27 protein-coding genes are annotated in these 23,043 nt (G+C 29.9%); 12 read left to right on the top strand and 15 right to left on the bottom strand.

Translation table 11 applies throughout. The annotated features are described in order from the left end of the window. The 13 genes from AJ930_RS05805 to AJ930_RS05745 form a co-directional block, all read right to left on the bottom strand. Complete coding sequence (locus tag AJ930_RS05805) at positions 1–1,197, bottom strand: hypothetical protein (RefSeq protein ID WP_002880500.1); 1,197 nt, start codon at positions 1,195–1,197, stop codon at positions 1–3. A gap of 45 nt (positions 1,198–1,242) precedes the next feature. After that, positions 1,243–1,653 (bottom strand): peroxide-responsive transcriptional repressor PerR, encoded by a 411-nt coding sequence (gene perR / locus AJ930_RS05800; protein ID WP_002861102.1) that lies wholly within the window; start codon positions 1,651–1,653, stop codon positions 1,243–1,245. An 85-nt stretch (positions 1,654–1,738) separates the two neighbouring features. Beyond that, the gene (gene dxs, locus AJ930_RS05795) at positions 1,739–3,586 is read right to left on the bottom strand and encodes a 1-deoxy-D-xylulose-5-phosphate synthase (protein ID WP_044780390.1); all 1,848 of its coding nucleotides are present in this window, start codon (positions 3,584–3,586) and stop codon (positions 1,739–1,741) included. Beyond that, on the bottom strand, positions 3,579–4,409 hold the full coding sequence (fliH, locus tag AJ930_RS05790; protein ID WP_002922256.1) for a flagellar assembly protein FliH: 831 nt from the start codon (positions 4,407–4,409) through the stop codon (positions 3,579–3,581). The genes dxs and fliH overlap by 8 nt, the downstream gene beginning before the upstream one ends. A gap of 7 nt (positions 4,410–4,416) precedes the next feature. Then, a complete protein-coding gene (gene fliG / locus AJ930_RS05785; protein ID WP_002854670.1) occupies positions 4,417–5,445 on the bottom strand; it encodes a flagellar motor switch protein FliG in 1,029 nt (342 codons plus the stop codon). Continuing rightward, positions 5,445–7,127: a flagellar basal-body MS-ring/collar protein FliF gene (gene fliF, locus AJ930_RS05780; protein WP_002861099.1), complete on the bottom strand. Its 1,683-nt coding sequence runs from the start codon at positions 7,125–7,127 to the stop codon at positions 5,445–5,447. Before fliF ends, fliG begins: the two co-directional genes overlap by 1 nt. 53 nt (positions 7,128–7,180) lie before the next feature. Next, on the bottom strand, positions 7,181–8,275 hold the full coding sequence (hisC, locus tag AJ930_RS05775) for a histidinol-phosphate transaminase (protein ID WP_002922251.1): 1,095 nt from the start codon (positions 8,273–8,275) through the stop codon (positions 7,181–7,183). Further along, entirely contained in the window at positions 8,265–9,338 is a 1,074-nt protein-coding gene (pheA, locus tag AJ930_RS05770; RefSeq protein ID WP_070239982.1) for a prephenate dehydratase, read from the bottom strand. The genes hisC and pheA overlap by 11 nt, the downstream gene beginning before the upstream one ends. Continuing rightward, on the bottom strand, positions 9,332–10,093 hold the full coding sequence (locus AJ930_RS05765) for an HAD-IIA family hydrolase (protein ID WP_002861096.1): 762 nt from the start codon (positions 10,091–10,093) through the stop codon (positions 9,332–9,334). The genes pheA and AJ930_RS05765 overlap by 7 nt, the downstream gene beginning before the upstream one ends. Before the next feature lies 1 nt (position 10,094). After that, positions 10,095–11,303, bottom strand: coding sequence for a diaminopimelate decarboxylase (gene lysA, locus AJ930_RS05760; protein WP_070274993.1), 1,209 nt, complete (start codon positions 11,301–11,303; stop codon positions 10,095–10,097). Between the two features lie 43 nt (positions 11,304–11,346). Beyond that, on the bottom strand, positions 11,347–12,405 hold the full coding sequence (locus AJ930_RS05755) for an LptF/LptG family permease (RefSeq protein WP_044780385.1): 1,059 nt from the start codon (positions 12,403–12,405) through the stop codon (positions 11,347–11,349). Position 12,406: 1 nt separating this feature from the next. Beyond that, on the bottom strand, positions 12,407–12,952 hold the full coding sequence (gene pth, locus AJ930_RS05750; protein ID WP_002892865.1) for an aminoacyl-tRNA hydrolase: 546 nt from the start codon (positions 12,950–12,952) through the stop codon (positions 12,407–12,409). Continuing rightward, positions 12,949–13,485, bottom strand: a complete 537-nt coding sequence (locus AJ930_RS05745; RefSeq protein WP_002791314.1) for a 50S ribosomal protein L25/general stress protein Ctc — start codon at positions 13,483–13,485, stop codon at positions 12,949–12,951. The genes pth and AJ930_RS05745 overlap by 4 nt, the downstream gene beginning before the upstream one ends. 131 nt (positions 13,486–13,616) lie before the next feature. On the opposite strand from AJ930_RS05745, the gene AJ930_RS05740 reads away from it, so the two are divergent. Genes AJ930_RS05740 through AJ930_RS05730 form a run of 3 tightly spaced genes read left to right on the top strand, consistent with a single transcriptional unit; the run spans position 13,617 to position 14,887 of the window. Further along, complete coding sequence (locus AJ930_RS05740) at positions 13,617–13,955, top strand: DMT family transporter (RefSeq protein WP_002892867.1); 339 nt, start codon at positions 13,617–13,619, stop codon at positions 13,953–13,955. 2 nt (positions 13,956–13,957) lie between these two features. Then, positions 13,958–14,272, top strand: a complete 315-nt coding sequence (locus AJ930_RS05735; protein WP_002794052.1) for a DMT family transporter — start codon at positions 13,958–13,960, stop codon at positions 14,270–14,272. Positions 14,273–14,281: 9 nt separating this feature from the next. Then, complete coding sequence (locus AJ930_RS05730) at positions 14,282–14,887, top strand: dethiobiotin synthase (protein ID WP_070233671.1); 606 nt, start codon at positions 14,282–14,284, stop codon at positions 14,885–14,887. On the opposite strand, the gene AJ930_RS05725 is transcribed toward AJ930_RS05730, so the two are convergent. Continuing rightward, on the bottom strand, positions 14,874–16,157 hold the full coding sequence (locus tag AJ930_RS05725; RefSeq protein ID WP_070233672.1) for an adenosylmethionine--8-amino-7-oxononanoate transaminase: 1,284 nt from the start codon (positions 16,155–16,157) through the stop codon (positions 14,874–14,876). The two genes, AJ930_RS05730 and AJ930_RS05725, sit on opposite strands and share 14 nt — an antisense overlap. A gap of 67 nt (positions 16,158–16,224) precedes the next feature. On the opposite strand from AJ930_RS05725, the gene AJ930_RS05720 reads away from it, so the two are divergent. The 7 genes from AJ930_RS05720 to AJ930_RS05690 are packed head-to-tail and all read left to right on the top strand — an operon-like array spanning position 16,225 to position 21,398. Next, a complete protein-coding gene (locus AJ930_RS05720) occupies positions 16,225–17,367 on the top strand; it encodes an aminotransferase class I/II-fold pyridoxal phosphate-dependent enzyme (RefSeq protein WP_070274992.1) in 1,143 nt (380 codons plus the stop codon). Then, positions 17,364–17,975: a pimeloyl-ACP methyl esterase BioG family protein gene (locus AJ930_RS05715; protein ID WP_070274991.1), complete on the top strand. Its 612-nt coding sequence runs from the start codon at positions 17,364–17,366 to the stop codon at positions 17,973–17,975. Before AJ930_RS05720 ends, AJ930_RS05715 begins: the two co-directional genes overlap by 4 nt. Next, a complete protein-coding gene (gene bioC, locus AJ930_RS05710; protein ID WP_052834192.1) occupies positions 17,972–18,658 on the top strand; it encodes a malonyl-ACP O-methyltransferase BioC in 687 nt (228 codons plus the stop codon). The genes AJ930_RS05715 and bioC overlap by 4 nt, the downstream gene beginning before the upstream one ends. Positions 18,659–18,708: 50 nt before the next feature. Beyond that, on the top strand, positions 18,709–19,458 hold the full coding sequence (modA, locus tag AJ930_RS05705; RefSeq protein ID WP_070274990.1) for a molybdate ABC transporter substrate-binding protein: 750 nt from the start codon (positions 18,709–18,711) through the stop codon (positions 19,456–19,458). Beyond that, complete coding sequence (locus AJ930_RS05700) at positions 19,455–19,856, top strand: TOBE domain-containing protein (RefSeq protein WP_070274989.1); 402 nt, start codon at positions 19,455–19,457, stop codon at positions 19,854–19,856. Before modA ends, AJ930_RS05700 begins: the two co-directional genes overlap by 4 nt. Then, positions 19,849–20,523, top strand: coding sequence for a molybdate ABC transporter permease subunit (gene modB, locus AJ930_RS05695; protein ID WP_070243313.1), 675 nt, complete (start codon positions 19,849–19,851; stop codon positions 20,521–20,523). Before AJ930_RS05700 ends, modB begins: the two co-directional genes overlap by 8 nt. Continuing rightward, on the top strand, positions 20,520–21,398 hold the full coding sequence (locus AJ930_RS05690) for a sulfate/molybdate ABC transporter ATP-binding protein (RefSeq protein WP_070243314.1): 879 nt from the start codon (positions 20,520–20,522) through the stop codon (positions 21,396–21,398). Before modB ends, AJ930_RS05690 begins: the two co-directional genes overlap by 4 nt. On the opposite strand, the gene AJ930_RS05685 is transcribed toward AJ930_RS05690, so the two are convergent. Then, positions 21,395–21,622, bottom strand: a complete 228-nt coding sequence (locus AJ930_RS05685) for a helix-turn-helix domain-containing protein (RefSeq protein WP_002870726.1) — start codon at positions 21,620–21,622, stop codon at positions 21,395–21,397. The genes AJ930_RS05690 and AJ930_RS05685 overlap by 4 nt on opposite strands. A gap of 126 nt (positions 21,623–21,748) precedes the next feature. Between AJ930_RS05685 and AJ930_RS05680 the strand changes: the two genes are divergently transcribed. After that, positions 21,749–22,261, top strand: coding sequence for a hypothetical protein (locus AJ930_RS05680; RefSeq protein WP_002861080.1), 513 nt, complete (start codon positions 21,749–21,751; stop codon positions 22,259–22,261). Positions 22,262–22,270: 9 nt separating this feature from the next. Further along, positions 22,271–23,043, top strand: a 773-nt coding sequence (gene traT / locus AJ930_RS05675) for a complement resistance protein TraT (RefSeq protein ID WP_070274988.1), incomplete at its 3' end; no start/stop codon positions are given.

Raw genomic sequence — 23,043 nt, 5'->3', positions numbered from 1 at the left:
TTATCCTTTGTAAATTTTCAAATTTTTACTTGATTTTTTAAGCAATTTGCAAAATTTATTTTTATTATTGATTATTTTCGAAAAAATATTTTTATCTCTATCTTTGCAATATTTTTCATAAAGTTTGTTTAAATTTTTTATCTCTAAAAAACGATAAAAATATTCTAAAAATATTGCCAATTCAAAAAAACTATTTTCAAAAAGCTCTAAATCAAAATTTTTTAGTATATTTTTTCTAAATAAAATAATTTTTTTTCTAAGTTCTAACGCAACAAGTTGTTTAAAAAACCTATCTTTGCAATCGCCTTCATAAAAAGAATTTTCCTTTATGAAAAAATCAAAATCATTAAACAAATCTTGGATTTTTTCATCGCTTAAAAATAGTAATAAATCTTGATTTGAATTTTCACTTGCTAAAATATCTTGAGTTTTTTTCGTTATATCTTTAAACTTTAAAGCCAAAATATTACTCAAATTTTTATCTAAAATAGTATTCATGCTTGATAAAACTATATACAAACTTCTTGAATAAAATAAAAATTCACATAAACTTTGCTTATCTTTTCTCTCTAAAGATAAAGTCCAATAAAATTTTAATTTTTTAAATAAATAAAATAAAAAAATCCTAAATCCATCATAAGCATTAATATAATTTGGAAAATCCAAGCTAAAATTCTGATTTTTTTCTATAATTTTAAAACATTTCTCTATATCAAACTTTTGATATTCAAAACCATATAAAACGATATGTTTAGAATTTAAATCATGATGTAATTCTTTTTGAATTTTAAAATCTTTAGGGATTTTAAATTCATTGGAACTATCCAACGTTGGAAAAAATATTTTTAAAATACAAATTTTAGGCTCTTCATAAATATCAATATAACTTTTTAAAGAACACAATTTAAATTCGAAGCGTTCTTTTTTAATGCTCTTTCCTATAATCTTTTTTCGAGCTTTTTCAAATTTTTTTTTAGAAATTTTCTCTTCTTGATTCTGTTCTAAAATTGAATTATTAAATTTTGTAATTTTATAAAATTCATTGCAAAAACTTTGAAATTTAACACTATGATTTGAAGTTATTTGAGTATAAAAAGTTTCAAATTTAGAATTTCGAAAAGGTATATTATCTTTTTTTAAATTCTCTAAAAGAGTGCAATCAGATAGTAAAAAGTTTTTTTGAATTTCATAAACCATTAAAATAACCCTTAAAATATATGGGCTATTTTAACCTTATTTTGCTTAATGACACTTTTTACAACTATCAACATAAGCACAAACGGACAGATGATTGACGAGATTGCCTATCTTTTTTTCTAAATGCTCTTGATATTCATAAAGCTTAGCATCTTTAAAACTTAAATCCTCTATACCACCACATTTGGCGCAAACTACATGAATATGTTCTTCTTCATAAATATCGTAACAAGTTTTTTGATTTAAAACATTGATTTCAACAACTAAACCTTGTTCTTGTAAAGTATTAAGATTTTTATAAACCGTCGCTAAAGAGATTGAAGGGTATTCTTTTTTAATTTCTGCATATAATTCATCAATATTAGGATGCTCATGTCTTTTTAAAATTTTTAAAACACATAGTCTTTGCGGAGTAGCTTTTAACTCATGTTTTTTAAGCATTTGTAGTAATTCCATTGTATTTATTCCTTGCTTTTTTAAGTGGAAATAATAATAAAATTTTTATTAAAAGAAGTTTATATTAAATAATATTTTTTATTATTTAATGATAAAATTTTAAAACTTTCGTCAACAAACTATTGACATCTTTTTCTAGATTTTTTTCCACCTCACTTGTTTTTCCATGTTCAATAAATTTGTCTTCATATTCAAAGCTAATAACTTTTACATGCAAATCATATTTTTGTAAAAAATTATTAATTAAACTTTCTATACCGCCAATTTTAACATTTTCACTAAAAATAAACCAAATTTTACTTTTTTTAGCAAGCTCACGCAAAAGCTCTTCATCTAAAGGTTTAGCAAAAATTAAATCGATCAAATTAGCATTATTATTCATTTCTTGCAAGGCTCTTAAAACTTGCCACGCTTTTGCCACACCTTGTCCATAACCCAAAAAAGCAATTTCACTATTATTTTTTACAAGCCATTGTGCCTTACCAAGTTTTATCTCACAAGGATTAAATTCTTTATCCAAAATAAAACTCCCTCTAGGATAACGAAAAGCAATAGGTCCTTGATGTAAATAAGCGTACTCCATTATATTTTGCATCATTTGCTCATCTCTTGGGGCTAAAAGAGTGAAATTTGGCAAAGGAGCTAAAAAACTAAGATCAAAAACACCTTGATGTGTCTCCCCATCTTCGCCTACTATCCCTGCTCTATCCATAGCAAAAACCACATTTAAATTCATAATTGCACAATCATGGATCACTTGATCATAAGCACGCTGCAAAAAGGTGCTATATATTGCAATAAAAGGTTTAAATCCTTCTTTTGCCATAGCAGCCATAGAAGTTACTGCATGCTGTTCTGCAATAGCCACATCCCAAAAACGATTTGGATATTTTTCTATAAGCTTATCAAGACCTGTTCCACTTGGCATAGCCGCCGTAACCCCAACAATATTTTCATATTTTGAGGCTAAATCAAGCAAATTTTTAGAAAAAATTTCAGTAGCAGATTTTTTAGTATCACTTTTTTTAACACTCTCTCCACTATCTATATCAAAAGCTCCTACCCCGTGCCATTTAGCATGTTTTCCTTCAGCTAAAGCATAGCCTTTACCCTTTATGGTTTGAGCATGTATCACACAAGGCTTTTGCATAGCTTTTGCTTGTTTTAATGCAGAAATAATTTCACCTAAATTATGTCCATCAATAGGCCCTATATATTCAAGCCCTAATTCTTCAAACAAAAGCCCAGGAGTAATAAGTTTAAAACTCTCTTCAAAACGCTTAGCCATATAAGTAGCACTATCAGGTAATATATCCAACATTTTAGCAATACGCTTTTTAAAACTTTGATAAAACTGTGTTGCCATAGCCTGAGAAAGATACTTTGAAATTGCTCCAATTGGTTTTGAAATACTCATTTCATTATCATTCAAAAGTATTACACAAGGAAATTTAGAATCACCCAATTCATTTAAAGCCTCATAAGCCATACCCGCACTTAAAGCACCATCTCCAATCAAAGCAACAGGAATACGCTTTTCACCCTTTAAAGCAATGGCCTTACAAGCACCTACTGCCAAAGAAATAGAAGTGCTAGAATGCCCTGCTACAAAATAATCTCCCTCGCTAGGTTTTGTATAACCACTTAAACCATTGATTTGTCTTAAAGTATCAAATATTTCTTCTTTTCCGCTTAAAAGCTTGTGTGTATAAGACTGATGTGACACATCAAAAATAAAAGGATCTTTTTTTGCATCAAAAACCAAATGCATTGCTATACTAAGTTCTACAGCACCCAAATTTGAACTTAAATGCCCACCATTTTTACTCACAACTTGTATGATTTTTTCACGCATAGATGCTGCTAAATTTTCTAATTCTTTTAAACTTAGCTTTTCTAACTCTTCTTGAGTATGGGCAAATTTTTTACTCATTATTCACCATTTTTTTAATTTTAGTTAGACGAGAGTTAAGATTGGATTCTATATTGCCTGCGTCACTTATAATAATAACACTTCCTTTGCTAATTGCATCATCAAGACTTATTTTAATATGAGCATTCTGATCAAATTGCTCTTTTAAATACTCATAATCCTCTGCATTAACCTTAAGCTCAATTGCACTAGCACCCTTAAGCTCGCCGATTAAATCTTTAGCCAAAGCATAAGCTATCTTACTTGAATTTAGTTCAAGTTCTTTTAAGATTACTTCTTTAGCGATATCTATAGCAGTATCTGCTAATTCTTTCTCGTTTTTTTCTATAAAATTTTCAAGATTTTCACAAGCATTATCGAGCTTGGCTATACTTTTTAAATACTTATCTTTAAAATCACTCAATTCCTTTTGAAATTCTTCTTTTGCTTTCTCATAACCTTCTTTGGCAAATTTTTCTTTAGCATTTTCAAGTTCTGAATTTAAGCGGTTATTAAATTCATTCTCTTGACTTTCTATTTGCATTTGAAGTTTAATAATATTGCTTGACATTTCATCTGTTTTTTTAAGCAAATCTTCAACAAAACTTGGTTGAAATGTTGGAATTTGAGTTTCCATAACAGCTTGCGTAGGGGCAATAGCATGATTTTCTTCGACTGATTTTTCATTATTTAAAGATATATTAGCATTTTCTTCATCTGGAGTTTGAGTATGTTTTTTTTCACCTGTATGATTATCAAATTCTGAAATAACTTTAAAACGATATCCTTCAACAACATGCTGATCAGAAGCCCCACCAGAAATTACATTGCTACGATTAACCATCTCTCACCTACTCTATCATTTCATCCGCATCGCCTGTTTGAACAAGACCTTGTTCTGCAAGTTTTTGCACCACTTCAACAACCTTTCTTTGTGCATCTTCAACATCTTTAACACGCACAGCACCCAAAAAACCCATTTCTTCAAGAAAAGCTTCGCTTGCACGCGTAGACATATTGGCTAAGAATTTTTGCTTTAACTCTTCACTTGCGCCTTTTAAACCTATCATTAAATCACGCTTATCAGCTACTTTTAAAATTTCTCTTATAGCTTGAGTACTAAGTTTTTGTATATCATCGAAAGTGAACATAAGCTCTTTAATAGTCTCTGCTAAGCGTTCATCACTTTGTTCAATATAAGTAATGGTTGATTTGCTTGCTTTTTGACCCAAACGATTAAGCACTTCTGCTACTGCTCTTGGGCCGCCCACTTCAACCTTATAAGAGGTAAGACTTTCAAGCTTGCTTTCTAGCACTGCAGAAACTCTTTTAATAATACTTGGAGAAATATCGCCAAGATTTGCCATTCTTATAACCACCTCAGCCCTTAATTCATCACTAAAATACTCTAAAGTTTCTGCCGCATGAATAGAATCCATATGTGCCAAAATAAGAGCGATGGTTTGTGGGTGCTCTTTAGTAATAAAGTCTGCAAGTTGCTGTGGTTTAATTTGCGCCAAATAAGCAAAATTTTGATTATTCTCCATACTTTTAGTGAGTTTTTCAAGAATTTTATTTGCAATCTCTGGCCCAAAAGTACGAAAAAGTATTTCTTTAGCATATTCCAAACCACCACTTTTAATATATTGATTTGATTGAAGCAGAGTGTAAAATTCTTCTAAAACTGCAGTAGCTACGGATCTATCAACATTTTTAGCCATAGCAATATAACGTGAAATTTCTGTAATTACATCAATTTCCATATGTGAAAACACAGAAGTTGTTGCATCTTCGCCAAGTTGTATAAGAAATATCGCCACCTTTTCAGGCATCGATAAATCATCATAGACCATTTTTTGTTCTTCACTTAGCTTTATCATCACATATCCTTTTCACCGAATTCACTATCGTTTTGAATTAAATTTTGCAAAAGTGCAGCAATTTCCTCGCTTTTATCACTTACCAAACCACGCAATTTTTCAAGCAAAACCTCATACTGGATAGAATCTTCATTGAAATTATCTCCGAAACCAAGTTGTTCTTCAACTTTTTTCCTTGCTGCATTCATTTTTTCCAAAGTATCTTCAACATCATCTAAAACAGCATTTGGACCTTGCTGCATTTCTTCTTGCGCTGCGACATCTTCAAGCATTTTTTGAGTAAATGGAGTAATAACTTTTTTGTAAAAAATAAAAAGTAAAATCGCTGCAATAAAATACTTAACCGGTGGAATAAACGGCTCAATAAAACGATTATAAAAAGTTTTAACTTTACTCTCAACTCTAATCGACTCACGATGAAATGGTAAATTTTGAACTACAACACTATCACCTCTAGTAGCACTAAAATTAATAGTATTTTTAACTATACTCTCAACACTTGCAAGCTCTTCTTTGGTTAATGGAACATATTCGCTTTTCACATCCCCATTTTCATCAACCACATCTTGATATTTTCCATCTATAGTAACAGCTGCTGAAGTGCGTAAAACTGTTGCAAATTGTTTTTTGGTATTTGTAATAGTTTTAGAAAGTTCATTATTTGTAGTAACTTGATTTTTTTTATAAGTGTCAATTTGACCCTTATTGTCAAGTCCTTCAACAGGACCTATATTAGAAACAGCACCTGGAACACCCTGAATTTCTGGATCTTTTCTACCTGTTCTTTCCTCGTTTAAAGTTTGCTCGCTACGCACTATAGGATTTGGATCATAAATTTCACTTTGAGATTCTTGCTTGGAAAAATCAAAATCTATATTTACACTCACTTTTACTTTATCCATACCACCTGCAAAAGGAGCTAAATTTTCTATAATCTTATCTTCTAAAGCTTTTTCTTGATCACTTTTAAATTTAATTTGCGCACGAACCAAATCATCTTCATATGCTTCTTGCTCATCTAAAGGCACACCACTTTGATCACTAATCTTAACATTTTCTTTAGTAAGTTTTGGAACTGCCGCTGAAACAATATTTTTTATACCATCAATTTGTTTTCTAGTAAGCTTTAAGCCTTCGCGAACATTAACAACAACTGAAGCTGTAGGCGGAATTTGCCTTTCGGTAAAAACACTATCTTTAGGAAATGCTATGTGTACAACAGCGCTACGAATAGGTTCTAAAGTCTCAATAGTTCTTGCAAGTTCGCCTTCTATGGCTCTTTGGTATTTTACCTTTTGTTCTTCATTTGTAGCTCCAAAAGCTTGAGTATCAAAAGCTTCAAAACCCACGCGACTATCTTTTATAAGACCTTCGCTTGCAATAAACATTCTTTGACGATAAACCTGATCTTGTGGAACTAAAATTTTATTTTCACTTTCTAATTTATAGGGAATATTATTTTGTTCAAGTTTAGCTACAATTGCAGCAGAAGAACTTGGGCTTACATTTTCAACTAAAACTGCATATCCATTATTTGCATTACTACCACTTCCGCGAAATAAAGCTAAAAAAACCAAAAACCCAACCACCACTACAATAGATGCAGCAATCACTATACGCTGCTTGCGAGTTAAATTTTGATAAAGTTGCCCAATTTGATGAAACATATTTTTAAAATCCATTAATTCTCATCCCTTAGTTTGGCGAATTTTACATATTTTTATTTGATTTATATCTATCTTAAAATCTTATCAAATTCTGTAAAAAATCTTTCATTTTCATAAGATGTTCCTATAGTAATGCGTATAGCATTTAAACCATAGCTTTTTAAATTTCTTATTATTATACCCTTTTTAAGCAATTTTTCAGACAAATCTGTACTATTTTTTTCATCAAAAAAATAAGTGATGAAATTTGTATAACTATCAATGATTTTGATATTATGTTTTTTAGCAAATTCTTTATAAAGCTCCATTTGAGAAAAATTATTCTCTAAAGTTTTTTCAGTAAATTCATCATCATCCATTGCTGCAACTGCTGCTTTTAAAGCAAGATTGCTCACATTAAAAGGCGCACGAAGCTTGTAAAATGCACTAATAATACTAGCATCAGCTATGCCATAACCAATGCGTAAGCCTCCTAATCCATAAAGCTTAGAAAAAGTTCCCAAATAAAGTACATTGTCAAATTCTTTAATCAATTCACAAGGTTCTAAATGTTTTTTGCTATCTTTAAAACTTGCAAATTCATTATAAGCTGCATCAATCACAACTAAACAATCCTCCTCCACACCTTTAATAAATTTGGTCACTTCACTTGCATCCAAACACTCGCCTAAAGGATTGTTTGGCAAGCATAAGAAAATGAGTTTAATTTCATCTTTGTGCGTTTCATAAAGCTTTTTAAACTCATCTAAATTATGAGTAATGCTTTGAGTTTTATAGCACTTTGCACCGCATTGTTTGGCGTAAATTTCATACATAGCAAAGGTAACTCCAGCTTGCAAAAAAGCATTTTTAGAATTTAACTTAGCATGTATAGCAAATTCAATCACTTGATCACTGCCTGCACCGATAATAATATTTTCATTTTGAACTTTGTATTTTTGAGCCAATGTGCTTTTAAGTTCTATCATACTATCATCAGGGTAAAGATGGGCTTTGTTTGCATTTTGTCTTAAACATTCTATAGCTTTTGGTGGCGTGCCAAAAGGATTTTCATTACTTGCTAATTTTATCACTTCTTTAACGCCATATTCTTTAGCAATAACTTCTATATCTTTGCCGGGTTCATAATTGCTTAAATGATTTAAAAATTCATTAAATTTCATCTTTCTCTCCTGATAAATAAGATCCAAGCCAAACAATCTCTTGTATATCTTTTAAAGCTTTTTTTACATTTTCATCATCAATATGCCCTTCAAAATCTATATAAAAACTGTGTAAAAATTCTTTTGATTTTACAGGACGAGATTCAAGCTTGGTAAGATTGATATTTTCTTTTTTAAACTGCTCTAATAAAAAGCTAAGCCCCCCAGGTTTATGTGCTGTGTGTGCTAAAATAGAAGTTTTACAATTTGGCATTTTAGGATTTTTAATATCGCTTAAAATTAAAAATCTTGTTTTATTGGCTGCATTATCTTCTATTTTATCAAAAAGCACAGGCACATTATAAAGCTTAGCCGCTATTTTAGAGCAAATTGCTGCTGCATATTTATCTTGCGAAGCTAGATAAGCCGCATTAGCTGTAGATTTTGAAGGAACAAATTCTATAGCACTAAGTTCATGACTTTCTAAAAATTTACGACATTGATTATAACCTTGTGGATGCGAATAAATACGTTTGATTTCTTTTAAATTTTCATTAATTCCCACAAAAGAATGATGAATATCCATATAAATTTCACCAAAAATTTTAAGCTCATTATACCTACCTAGACAATCTAAAGTAATACCTACTGCACCTTCGGTATTATTTTCTATAGGCACAACACCGTATTTTGCTTCTTTGTTGCTTAACTCTTTAAAAACATCTTCGATATTAGCCAAGGCTATATAACGACTCATCGCTCCAAAACGACTTCTTGCTGCTTGATGAGTATAAGTTCCTTCAGGCCCTAAATAAGCTATAGTTTGAGGCATTTCTAAATTTCTTGAAACTGCAAAAATTTCTTGATAAATTGCCTCTATGGCATTTTGATCTAAAAGTCCTAAATTTGCATTTTTTAAACGATTGATAATGGCTCTTTCGCGCTCAGGACGATAAATACTTCCCCCGCTACTTTGTTTAAGCTCGCCTATGCTTTTAACATAAGTCATTCTTTCGTTTAAAAGTTCTAAAATTTTATCATCAACCGCATCGATTTTATTTCTAAATTCTTCTAAATTTAGCATTTTAGCTCCTTTAAAAACTCAAAAACACTAGGATAAACTCCATCAAGCAAATCCGTATCAAGCCCTTTTGTGTCGCTTATTTTGCCGCTTAAAACTAGTAAGGTTTTCATGCCGAGTTCTTTTGCCTTAAGCAAATCTCCTCTAAAATCATCACTAATGATTTTAATATCTTCAAAATCGATTTTTGAATTTTGTCTTCTTATCAAATTTAAAGCTTCTTTATAAAAAGCAATGCTAGGCTTACCCACAACCTCGTATTTAAAATCAATAGCATTTTTAAGCATAGCCATAATGCTACCTACACCAGGATAAGGCCTGCCATCTTTTTTATAAATGCTAGTTTCGTGCATAGCTATAAACCTAACTTCTCTTCTAGCAAATTCTATCATACTAGCAAAATCTACAAATTTAAAATCATCATAACTAGCTACAAGCACAGCACTAGGATTTACAAAATCGAGCTCAAAACCAAGATTTTCAAGACTTTTTACAAACTCATCTGCACCAAAAGCCGCAACTTTACAAGGTTTTAAAAGGTGTTTTAAAACGCTAAAAGGATCAATATAAGCATTTTCTTTTATAGCCAATCCTTTTTGCTGTAATTTTTCTAAAAAATCAAGTTTTTTTGTATTGTTAGTAATAATAACATAAGGAAGATTTTTTGCATTTAAAAAATCGATCAATTCTTTAGCGCCATGGATTAAACTCTTATCATGATCAGAAATTAAAGTCCCTTGAACATCCAAAAAAAACATTTTAAGCCTTTAAAAATTTCTCTTCTAAAGCGATTTGATCTTCAAAATTTTCTCTTTGACGAATCAATCTTACCTGTCCTTCTTCGAGGGCTAATTCGCAAACTTTATTACGAGTATTGTAATTACTACTCATGCTAAAACCATAAGCTCCAGTATTTTTAATAACCATTATATCACCACTTTGAGTGCTGGGTAAAGACCTTGCTTTAGCAAAAAAGTCTCCACTCTCACAAATTCCGCCCACAACATCACATAAACTCTCTTGAGCTTGATTATAAGGTAAGATTATTTCATGATAAGCCTCGTATAAACTTGGGCGTATAAGATCATTCATCGCTCCATCTACTACAACAAAACGCTTGGTTTTATTTTGTTTTTCATAAAGCACCGAACAAACAAATTCTCCACTTTTAGCAACTAAATACCTTCCAGGCTCCATTCCTATAGTTAAATCAAGCCCATGAAGTTGTGCTAATATACCTTGTGCATAATTATAAAGATCAACTTCACACTCATCTTTTTCATAAGCCACACCCAAGCCACCGCCTATATCAAAAAATTTAAGATCGATTTGCAAGGCTTTTAACTCTCTTACAAGTTTTGCGACAATGGCTGCTGCTTCATGAATAGGAGAAATATCTAAAAGTTGCGAACCTATATGAAAATGCACTCCAACAGGCTCTAAAAAAGATGAATTTTTTGCATAAAGATACATTTTTCTTGCTATATCAATTTCAACACCAAATTTATTTTCATTTAATCCTGTAGAAATATAAGGATGAGTTTTTGCATCAACATTTGGATTAACACGAATACTGATTCTTGCCTTTAGATTAAGTTCTTTAGCCACACTTTCTAAAAGCATCATTTCAGCTTCACTTTCAAGGTTAATATATAAAATATCATATTCTAAAGCTTGTCTTAACTCTTCTTTGGTTTTTCCTACTCCACTAAAAATAATCTTATAAGCTTTTGCTCCTGCTTTTAAGGCACGCTTTACCTCGCCTATACTTACACAATCAAATCCACTATCTAAATTTGCAAGCATTTGCAACAAACTTAAATTTGAATTGGCTTTTACGGCGTAAAAAATTTGAGATTTTCTAGCCTTAAAAGCCTCTTTGAGATTTAAAAGACGCTCTTTTATGAAATCAAAATTGTAAATATAAAAAGGAGTATTAAATTCTTGCTTTAATTGTTTATAATCCATATTTAACCTTTAATTTTTATAATTTTACTACACAAAGCTTAATTTATCGATGCTTATAATACATATAAGCACTTAAACAACCCAAAATTATAATAGGCACTACAATGCCAATTTCACTTGCAATCACACTATTTTCGCTTAATCTAGTAAGCAAAAACAAGACTCCCCAAATCATCAAAGTCACTACAAAAGCTACAAAAGCTATAAAAGCAAGATTAAAAAATCTTGCTATTACAGGAAAAAAATAATACATAATAAGCATTAAAAATGGTGCAAAAAAAGGAGTAAAAACAAATTTATAAAGATTGATTTTAAGAGCATCTGTATTGACATTTTGTGCTTTAAAAAGCTCAAAACTTTCAAGTGCATCAGATATTGAATAATCACTATTACTAGCAACCCCTTCTATAATCTTTGGTTTAAAACCCTCAAGTGATTTAAGCTCGGAGAAATCTTGTATTTTTAAACCATCATTAGCAAGTTCATAGTTTTTAGGTAATAATGTAATATTACCATCTCGCAAAATCCAACTTTCACCTTCAAAATGAGCATTTTTAGCACTTACAAAAGAACTTAAATTTAAATCATTGATATTAAAAATTTTTATATTTTGAGCACTATTTTGTCCATTGTTTATCTTTGAAATATAAACAAAATTATTGTTAAATTTCAAAAACACTTCTCCACTTTGATTCATAATAGTGCCATTTTTTAAAATATTTCTCTTATAATCATTTGCATAAGCAAAAGAAGTAAAATTCAATCCTATATAAACACAACAAAAAAATAAAGCCCATAAAAAAGGAAATAAAATAACATAATTTCTGCTCAGTCCTAACGCATAAAGACTTACAAATTCATTTGCTCTGATCATAGAAATCAAAGAAACTACCAAGGCAAAAATCAAAGAAATGGGTAATACATAAGGCACTGCCGAGAAAGATAAAAACATAACATAAAGCAAATCAAGATTTGCGGCTTTTGGTAGATCTTTAAAATTTAAGAGCAAATCAATACCGCAATAAAAACCAAGTAAAGAAAAAAATATGATAAAAAAATTTTTTAGATAAATCCCTGAAATAAAACGAAAAAATATCCACATCTTAAGCCTTTAGGCTGTATTTAGATGATATAGCAGACAAATCATCATTTTCAATAAGCTCAAGCAAAGCTTTTTTTGTATGCTCTAAAACTTTGCTTAAAGTTATTTCTTCTTCGGCTTTAAACTTGCCCAAAACATGGGAAATCACATTTTCACCCTTTCCCACTCCTATACGCACTCTTTCATAATCATTTCCACATAAAGTATCTATGCTTTTAAGCCCATTATGTCCACCACTTGAACCGCCTTTTTTAAAGCGCAAGGCTCCTAAATTTATATCTATATCATCATGGATAACTATCATTCTTTCGCATTTATAAAAATCATTCACTGCTTTTACACTAAGTCCTGAATTATTCATATAAGTACTAGGTTTAAGAAGAAGCAAAGAAGAACCTATTTTAAAAAGTTCTCCTTTAAATTTAGAGTTTGTAAGATTTGTAAAATTGCTTTCTTTTAAAAGCAAGTCAATTAGCATAAAACCGACATTATGACGGGTATTTTCATACTCTACGCCTATATTGCCAAGCCCTACGACTAAAATCATCTAGCTTTTTCTACACCTACAACCGCTACTCTATCAGCATCAATCATAGTTACTCCCGCAGGAACTACAATATCACGAACAAGCAAAGCATCACCCACATCAAGCTTACTTACATCAAGTTCGAAGAAATTTGGCAAATTTTCAGCTGCACATTTTACTTTTAATCTTCTTTTTGATTGGATTAAAACACCTTTATTTTTAAGACCTATAGCTGTTCCTGTGATTTTAACTGGAACCATGTATTTAGAAATCACACCTTTTTGTGCAACTTTTAAATCCACATGTTTAAGTTCTGCAGTTACAGGATCTTTTTGATAATCCACAACTACAACGCTTAAAGTTTGAGAACCTACTTTTACATCAAAAATTAAAGTAGTTTTTTTACGAACTTCCTTAATAAACTCATTTACTTTAAAAGCGGCATTGATGTTTTCTAATCCTTTTCCATAGATGTTTGCGATTAGATAACCATCTCTTTTTAAAGCTTTAGCAGCTTTTCTACCGATACTCTCTCTAACGATACCTTCTAACATCTTTTGTCCTTTCTTAAAAAATGAGCTTTGATTATATCTAATTTTGGCTTATGGAAAAGTAAATTTATAGCTTCTTTTAATTTCTTTAAGATATAATTTGTTTTATAAATTATGTTAATTTAAGGCTTCATGTGAATGAAAAATTCAATATCAATATAGCTTGGTTTTTAATAATCTTAGGTGGGATTATAGAATGCTTTTGGGTAAGCGGACTTAAGTATTCTACAGAAATTTGGCACTATATTTTAACAGCCATTGGGGTTTGTATTTCTTTTACTTGCTTTTTAAAAGCTTGTGAAAGACTTGAAGTAAGTATTACTTATAGTGTTTTTGTAGGCATTGGCACTGTTGGGGTGGTTTTAAATGAAATGTTTATTTTTAACGAGGCTGTTTCTATAGTTAAACTTGTGCTTATAGCGATTTTACTTTTAAGCATTATAGCCCTTAAATGGGTAAGCAAGGAAGCTTAGTTATGGAATGGTTTTATTTGTTTTTAGCTACTGCTTGTGAAATTTTTGGTGTGGTGATCATGAAAGAACTTGTAAGCACTAAAAACAAGCTTTACCTTTTGGCTTTGATTGTGTGTTTTGGATTTTCTTTTACTTTTTTAAGCTTAAGTATGCAAAATATCGCTATGAGTGTTGCTTATGCTATATGGACAGGAGCTGGAACTGCTGGTGGGGTAATGATAGGAGTACTTTTTTATAAAGAAAGTAAAAGTTTTTTAAAACTTTTTTTAATCGCTGTGATTATTGCTTGTACAGTAGGTTTAAAATTTCTTTCTTAAGGATTTTTTGTGCAAATTTATGTGAGTGGAATACATACTGATGTAGGAAAAACACATTTTAGTGCAGCTTTTTGCGCGAATTTTAACTATGACTATTTTAAACTCATTCAAGCAGGAACTCCAACAGATAGCGATTTTATTGCAAAATTTAGCCCAAAAACAAAGATTTTTAAAGAAGGTATTTTTTTGCAAACTCCAGCTTCTCCTCATCTTGGAAAAATCAAAGAAAAGCTTGATTATAAAGCCTTAGATATCATTTTACCAAAAAGCAAAAACCTACTTATTGAGCTTGCGGGTGGGCTTTTTTCTCCTATGGATGAAAATTACACTATGATTGATTTTATGAATATTTTTAAACACCCTACGATTTTAGTAGCAAAATACTATCTTGGAAGTATTAATCATATCTTGCTTAGCATTGAAGCTTTAAAGCAAAGAAATATCAATATTTTAGCCCTTGTGATGATGGGTAAAAAAGATATCTTACAAGATGATTTTATAAAAAATTATGCAAAAATTCCTATAATCAATCTTGATTTTTTTGATGAAAATAGTATTTTAAATAAAGATTTTAAAGAACAAATGCAAGAAATTTTACAACTTAAAATTCCTTAAAAATCTGCTCTAAACTCTCTACTACATAAACGATTTGTTCTTTTGTGATGATGTAAGGAGGCATAAAATAAATCGTATTTGCCAAAGGTCTTAAAAGCAAACCTTTTTCTAAGGCTTTTTGAAATACAAAAAGCCCCACGCGTTCATATTTATAACTTAAAATATCAAAAGCACTAATCATTCCGCAAGTTCTAAAATTTCCTAAAAAATCAAATTTTTTAAGTTTTGAAAATTCTTGTTGGATAAAGGCGCTTAAAATTTGATTTTTTTCTAAAATATTTTCATTTTCAAAGATATCTAAAACCGCATTAGCCGCTGCACAAGCTAGAGTATTTCCTGTATAACTATGAGAATGTAAAAAGGCTTTTTGCTCGCTATAAGGTGCATAAAAGGCATTATAAATTTCATCCTTTGTAAGCACCACAGAAAGAGGCATAAATCCTCCTGTAATTCCCTTTGAAAGACAGATAAAATCAGGGCTTTGTTTGCATTGATGCAAGGCAAACAAAGTTCCTGTGCGTCCAAAACCCACTGCAATTTCATCAAAAATCACTTGCACATTAAAATCATGGCAAAGCTTGATCGCTTCATCGATAAAACCAACTTCATACATGTGCATATTTCCCGCACATTGCACCAAGGGTTCAAGAATAAAAGCACAAATTTCACTCGAGTGTTTTTCTAAAATATCTTTTAAAATTTCAAGCTCTTTAGTATAGTCTTTACCTTGTGGCACAGGAGTGCTTAAACACTCTAAAAGCAAGGCTTTGTAAGTATCTTTATATAGCGCAACATCGCCTACGCTTAAAGCCCCTAAGGTTTCACCATGATAGGAATTGCTTAGGGATAAAAATTTATTTTTTTTCAAACCTTTATTTAAATGATAATGAAAACTCATTTTAAGTGCTACTTCAATGGCACTTGAGCCATTATCTGCATAAAAACATTTATTAAAATCACGCCCCACTTTTTCACAAAGTCTAGCCGAAAGTTTGATGATAGGCTCATGTGTAAAACCTGCTAAAATCACATGTTCAAGCTCATTAACTTGTTTTTTAATGGCATTTGCGATTTTTTCATTACAATGACCAAAAAGATTTACCCACCAAGAACTCACACAATCCATATAAGCTTTATCATCAAAATCATAAAGCCACACGCCTTTTGCTGTTTTTATAGGGATTAAAGGTAAAGTTTCGTGATCTTTCATTTGTGTGCAAGGGTGCCAAATGTGTTTTAAATCGAGATTTTTTAAGATTTGATTTTGCATCATAACTTCTTTTTTAAAAATATTTTGGCAAAATAATACTTTAAATTTTTAAATTTACAGGAAAAAAATGAAGCTTGAAAAAATTTTGCAAGATCTAGAGCAAAATCACAATCTAAGAACTCTAACGCCTTTAAAACATGAAAATAAATTTGTTTATAAGCAAGATCAAAAACTTTTAAATTTAGCAGGAAATGATTATCTTTATTTGGCGTCTTCTAAAGAGTTAAAAGCTGAGTTTTTGAACACCTTAAAAGAGCAAGATTTATTTTTTTCAAGTTCGAGTTCAAGAAGTTTGAGTGGAAATTTTGAAATTTATGAAGAATTAGAAAGTTTTTTAAAGACTAAATTTAAAGATAAGGAAATTTTACATTTTAATAGTGGTTATCATCTAAATATCTCTTGTATAGCAGCACTTTCTAGCGTTTCTAAGACGCTTTTTTTAACCGATAAATTTATTCATGCAAGTATGATTGATGGTTTAAGACTTGGCGGAGCTGATTTTTTTCGTTTTCATCATAAAGATATGAATCATTTAGAGAGTTTAATCCAAAAACATTATGATAAATATGAAAATATCATCGTTTTAAGCGAAGCTTTGTTTAGTATGGATGGAGATTTTAGCGATTTTAAAACTTTGTGTGAGCTTAAAAGACGTTATGATAAAATTAAGCTTTATATAGATGAAGCACACAGCGTGGGTTGTTTTGATGAAGAAGGTTTGGGGCTTGTTAAAAAACTAGCCTTGGAAAATGAAGTGGATTTTTTGGTTTTTACCTTTGGTAAAGCCATTGCTTCCATAGGTGCTTGTATAATATGTGATGAAAAATATAAAAAATTTTTCATCAACAAAGCTAGAGCTTTTATTTATTCTACAGCCTTGCCACCTATTAATGTAGCTTGGACGCAATTTATTTTTAAAAAAATGCCTTATTTTAAGAAAGAAAGAGAAAAATTAGAGTTTTTAAGTACTTTTTTTAAAAGTAAATTGCAAGAAAAAAATCACACTGTTTTAGGCGATGCTTATATTATTTGCTTGCTTTTAGGTGAAAATAAAAAAGCCTTAGAAATTTCACAAAAACTCCAAAAAGCTGGATTTTTTGCTCCTGCGATCAAAGAACCTACCGTGCCAAAGAATAAAGCCAGAATTCGTTTTTCCTTACATGCAGGACTTAACACAGAAGAACTTGAAAGGATAATAGAGCTTTTATGAAATATGAATTTTTATGTAAAAATCCTGATTCAAAAAAACTTATAGTGATATTTGGGGGATTTTCTTCACATCCTAGTCATTTTTCGCATTTAAAAAGCAATAAAAATGTGATTTTATTTTATGATTATGAAAATTTTGATTTAAATTTTGATTTCAAAGCTTTTGATGAACTTTTTTTAATCGCTTTTTCTATGGGGGTTTGCGTAGCAAATAGACTTTTAAAAGAGCTTAATTTTAAACAAAAAATAGCCATAAATGGCACAAATTTAGGTATAGATAAATCAAAAGGAATTCATCCTACAATTTTTAAAAAAACCCTGCAAAATTTTAAATTAGAAAATTTCAAAGAAGTTTTATTTGAAGAACGCAAAAGCTTAGTCAAAGATTTTATTTTTAAAGATGAAAAAGCTTTAAAAATAGAACTTGAAAAACTTTTTGACTTTGCTTTAACAAAACAAGAAGAAAATTTGCTTTGGGATAAGGTTTATTCAAGTAAAGAAGATAAAATTTTTCCACCAAATACTTTAAAAAATGCTTTTTCAAAACTTATTTTTTTAGATGAACCGCATTTTGCTTTTTTTGATTTTAAAACTTGGGATGAAATTTGAATTTTTTAAAAGCAAAAGATTATGAAAAACATGCAAAAGTGCAAGATTTTATGGGTTTAAAACTTTGTGAAATTTTAAAAGATTTAAAAATTTCACATTTTGAAAAAGTGTTTGAATTTGGTTGCGGTAGAGGTGAATTGAGCAAAAAACTTCAAAATTTCATTACTTTTGATGAATATTTAAAAAACGATATTTTAGATTTTAAAGAAAATTCTAATATTTTAATTTTTGATATGAACGAAATTGCAAAACAAGATTTAAGTAAAGAGAAATTTGATCTTATTGTTTCAAATGCAACTTTGCAATGGCTTGATTTAAAACGCATTTTACCAAGTCTTAGGGATATGCTAAATCAAAATGGGATTTTACTTCTTTCTACTTTTGCAGAACAAAATTTAAAAGAAATCAAGCAAAGCACGGGTTTTGGTTTAAATTATTTTAGCTTAAATGAATTAGAGCAAATTTTTAAAGTCTATTTTAATGAGGTAAAAATTACTCAAGAACTCATAAAATTAAGCTTTGATAATGCTTTAGATGTTTTTAGGCATTTAAAATTAAGCGGTGTAAATTCTTTAGGATTTTATCCTTTAAATAAAAGTTTTTTAAAAGAATTTGAAGAAAAATTTCAAAACAAACTCACTTATCATCCTGTATTTATTTTATGCAAAAATGATATAAAATGAATTTTTTGTGTTATAATCCAAAAATTAAATTTTTACACAAGGAAAACTAAATGAAAAAGTTTATAGTATTTTTTGGGATTTTGTTTTTTGTTTCGTGTTTAAATGCACAAAATTTAAACATTTTCGTGGCTTCTTCAGCTTCAAAGGCGATGAGTGAAGTTAAAGATGAGTTTTTGAAAACACATCCAGAAGATAAAATAGAATTGGTTTTTGGTGCTTCTGGAAAATATTATGAGCTTTTAAAACAAGGAAGAGAATTTGATCTCTTTTTTTCAGCGGATACTAAATATGCTAAGGCTATTTATGATGATGAAAATGCTTTAATAAAGCCAAAAGTTTATGTTTTGGGAGTTTTGGCTTTATATAGCTTGGATGAAAATTTACTCCAAGGAGGTGTTGAAAATTTAAAAGAAAAGGCGGGTAAAATCACGCATCTAAGCATAGCCAATCCTAAAGTAGCTCCTTATGGAGTAGCAGCTAAAGAAGTGCTTGAAAATTTGGATTTAAATGAGCTTTTTAAGGATAAAATCGTTTTAGGTGAAAATATCTCAGTGCCCGTTTTACATGTAGATAGTAAAAATGCAGATATAGCTATAGTAGCTTATTCTTTAGTTTCTTCTATCAATCATCCTAAGGGCAAGGCTGTTATAATTGATGCAAAGTATTTTAGCCCTTTAGAGCAAAGTTATGTTATCACAAAATACGCTAAGGATAAAAAATTAGCCTTTGAATTTAGCGAATTTATTGGCTCTTCAAAAGCAAAAGAAATTTTCAAAAAATACGGATTTAGCACACCATGAACCTTATAAAAGGACAAATTTGTGAGCTTTTAAATCAAGAGGATATAGTTATTGTTAAAATACTTTCTAAAGAAGTGATTTTTAGTGTTTTAATGCTTGAATTAAAATCTTTAGAAAATTTAAAAATTGGTGTGGGTGTAGAACTTCTTTTTAAAGAACATGAACTTTGCTTTAGCACAAGTAAAACTCTTTTAAGTGTTGAAAATTCTTTTTTGGCCAAAATTACAAAAATTAAAAAAGGCGAACTTTTGTATCAGGTATTTTTTGATTTTAAAGGTAATGAGCTTTCTAGCATCATCACCAAAGAAAAAGCCTTAGAACTTGAACTTTGTGAAAATCAAGAATGGCTTTGCTTTGTAAAAGCAAATGATATTGTATTAAGGAGTCATAGTGCTTGATTCAGCTTTTTTACAAACCCTTTATCTTACTTTTAAACTTGCTTTTATCACGACTTTTATTCTTTTTTTTATTGGTGTATTTTTAGCTTATTTGTTAAGTTTTGTGCGTTTTCCTTTTAAAACAATCCTTCAAAGCTTTATTTCTTTGCCTTTGATTTTACCTCCTAGTGTTTTGGGATTTTATTTGCTTGTAACTTTTTCGGCTAATAGTTTTTTAGGGCAAGTTTTAAAAGAATATTTTAATCTTTCTTTGGTTTTTAGTTTTGAAGGTCTTGTTTTTGCTTCTTTGATTTTTTCTTTGCCTTTTATGGTAAATCCTTTGCAAAGTGCCTTTTCATCGATCAATCCAAATTTGCTCGATGCTTCTTATAGTTTAGGTAAAAGTAAAATTTATACTCTTTTTAGAGTGATTTTACCTAATTCTAAAGCAGGAATTTTTAGTGCTTGTGCGATGAGTTTTGCCCATACTGTGGGTGAATTTGGAGTCGTGATGATGATAGGAGGACATAAACAAGGTGAAACTTTAGTAGCTAGTATAGCTATTTACGATGAACTTGAAATCTTAAACTATAGCTTGGCACATCAATATGCTTTTATATTGTTTATTTTTTCTTTTTTGGTGCTTTTTAGTCTTTATTTTGTCAATAAAAAAATGAGTTTTCAATGATAAAAATTGATATCAATCATCCTATGAATACCGCCAAAGGAAGGCTGGATTTAAATTTTAAAAAAGATATAGAATCAGGAAAAATTACTGCACTTTTTGGCGAAAGCGGAGCAGGAAAAACCACTCTTTTAAAAATCATAGCAGGACTTATAAAACCTGAATTTGGACGTATAGAAGTAGATAATGAACTTTGGTTTGATTCTTCAAAAAATTTTAGTTTAGCTTTGCAAAAAAGAAAAATTGGTTTTGTTTTTCAAGATTATGCGCTTTTTCCAAATATGAATGTAAAAGAAAATATCGCCTATGCCGCTAGTTCTAAGGCAAAGGTTATGGAACTTCTAGCCTTAATGGATCTTGAAAATTTGGCTAAAATTTATCCTAAACATTTAAGCGGAGGACAAGCACAAAGAGTAGCTTTAGCAAGAGCTTTAGCAAGGGAACCAAAAATTTTGCTTTTAGATGAGCCTTTGAGCGCTTTGGATTTTAAAATGCGCGCCAATTTACAAGATGAATTGGCTAAAATTTTAGAGTATTTTAAGATAAGTACTTTATTGGTAAGTCATGATTTAGCTGAAATTTATAAGTTAAGTCATAGAATTTTAGAGCTTAGGAATGGAAAAATCATTAAGGATTTTCCTAAAAATGAATTTTTTACTCATTCAAGTATTAGTGCAAAATTGCGTTTAAGTGCAACTTTGTTAGAAATTAAAAAAAGTGATATTTTAGTGGTTTTAACCTTGCTTTTAAATCAAGACATTATTAAAATTACTCTTAGTGAAGAGGAATTTTTAAAAGCTTATCAAGATATAAAAATAGGCGATACTCTCATACTTTCAGTAAAAGCTTTTAATCCTATTATTGTTGGAAAAATTTAAGGCATTAAGTCTTTGATGTCTATACCAAATTCTTTAGAAATTTGATAAAGATGAGCAAGATTATAATTTGCTCCATGTTTTCTAGTTTCTATTTTTGCAATATAATTTGGTGATTTATGTCCTAAAATGCTAGCAAGCATTAGCTGAGATATTTTTCGCTTTTTTCTTTCTTTTTTAACTTTTTCTACAATTTTATTAAAAAAAATATCTAATTCTTGTTCCAATTTGAATACCTAAATTGTTATTTTTAGAATGATAAAAAAGCAAGTGTAAAATAACAAACACTTATAAGTGTTTGTTAAGCTTTAAGTCTTTATAATTGATTTTTCATTTTTAAAAAGGAGTTAATTGTGAAAAAAATATTTTTATTTTGCATTTTTTACACTACTGTTATATTTGCAAATCCCATGCCTTTTGGCTTAGAACTTGGTAAAGCTAATTTCGATGAAGTTGTAAAAAAATATCCGAACTTTTCAAATGCTGGTACTAGTATTTACACAGGGGGTAAGATTATTGAAGTAAGTTCAAGTGATTTTGAGCTTGAGGGTTTAAAAGATAAAGTTCTTTTTATTTTTGATAAAGAAAATAGATTAACACTAGTGCAATTAAAATTTCATAAAGATCGTTTTAATGATATTTTATCTTCGCTTTCAAAATATAAAATTATCAAAAAAGAAGTACCTTATGTAGGTAATCGTTATGTAAAATTACAGGATGGAGATTGTAAAATAGAACTTGAATCACCTCATTTAAGTTTTGAGATGTATTTAACTTATAAAACTAATCAATTTGAAAAACTTTATAAAGACTATATCAAAAAAGAAGAACAAGAACGCAAAAATAAACAAAATTCTATACTTTAAGGAGAAATCATGAAAAAATCAATTTTTAAAATCACATTAAGTAGTGTTTTGGCAGCTAGTTTACTCACAGGTTGTTTAACAACTACTTTACAAACTAATGCAACAATGAGTCAAAGTATTTTTCTTGATCCTGTGGCTAAGGAAAAAAGAATTGTATTTTTAAATATCAAAAATACAAGCGGACATGATGTAAATTTAGAACCTAAATTAAGAAGTGCTTTGGAAGCTAAAGGATATAAAGTTATAGATGATCCTGATAAAGCAAATTATATTTTAAGTACCAATATTTTATATTGTGATAAAAAACAAGAAAATAATGCTGTAGGCGGTGCTGTTGCAGGAGGTGCTACAGGTGTGGCAGTTAGTGGCTATAATGGCGGCGGTGCAGGAGGTATGGTTGCTGCAGGTGCTGCAGGTGCTTTAGTAGGAGGACTTTTAGGAAAACTTACCGAAGATACAATTTGGCAAATGCAAGTAGATATTAATATCAAGCAAAAAGCTGATGGTAAAGTTTTAACTTCTAGTGGTAATGTTAGCGGACAAGCTAGCGTAAGAGATTCCCAAAGCTCAGGCTTTTTAAATAGCTTTGGCGGAAATGTTCGCAGTGATAAAGTAGGACATTTAAATTCAAATCAAATCAATAATACACAACAAACTTATGAAGGCAAATATATAGAAAAAAATACTATTATTTTTGCAGAAGCTGTGAAAACAGGACTTAAACTTCCTGAAGCTACGCCTATTTTAGAAGATAAAATTGCAAATCAGATTGCAGGATTATT

The sequence above is a fragment of the Campylobacter sp. BCW_6871 genome, from assembly GCF_001762325.1.
Taxonomy (GTDB): Bacteria; Campylobacterota; Campylobacteria; order Campylobacterales; family Campylobacteraceae; genus Campylobacter_D; species Campylobacter_D jejuni.
The sequence above is the reverse complement of the archived record's forward strand: the minus strand, read 5'-3'. Positions and strand labels throughout refer to the sequence as shown.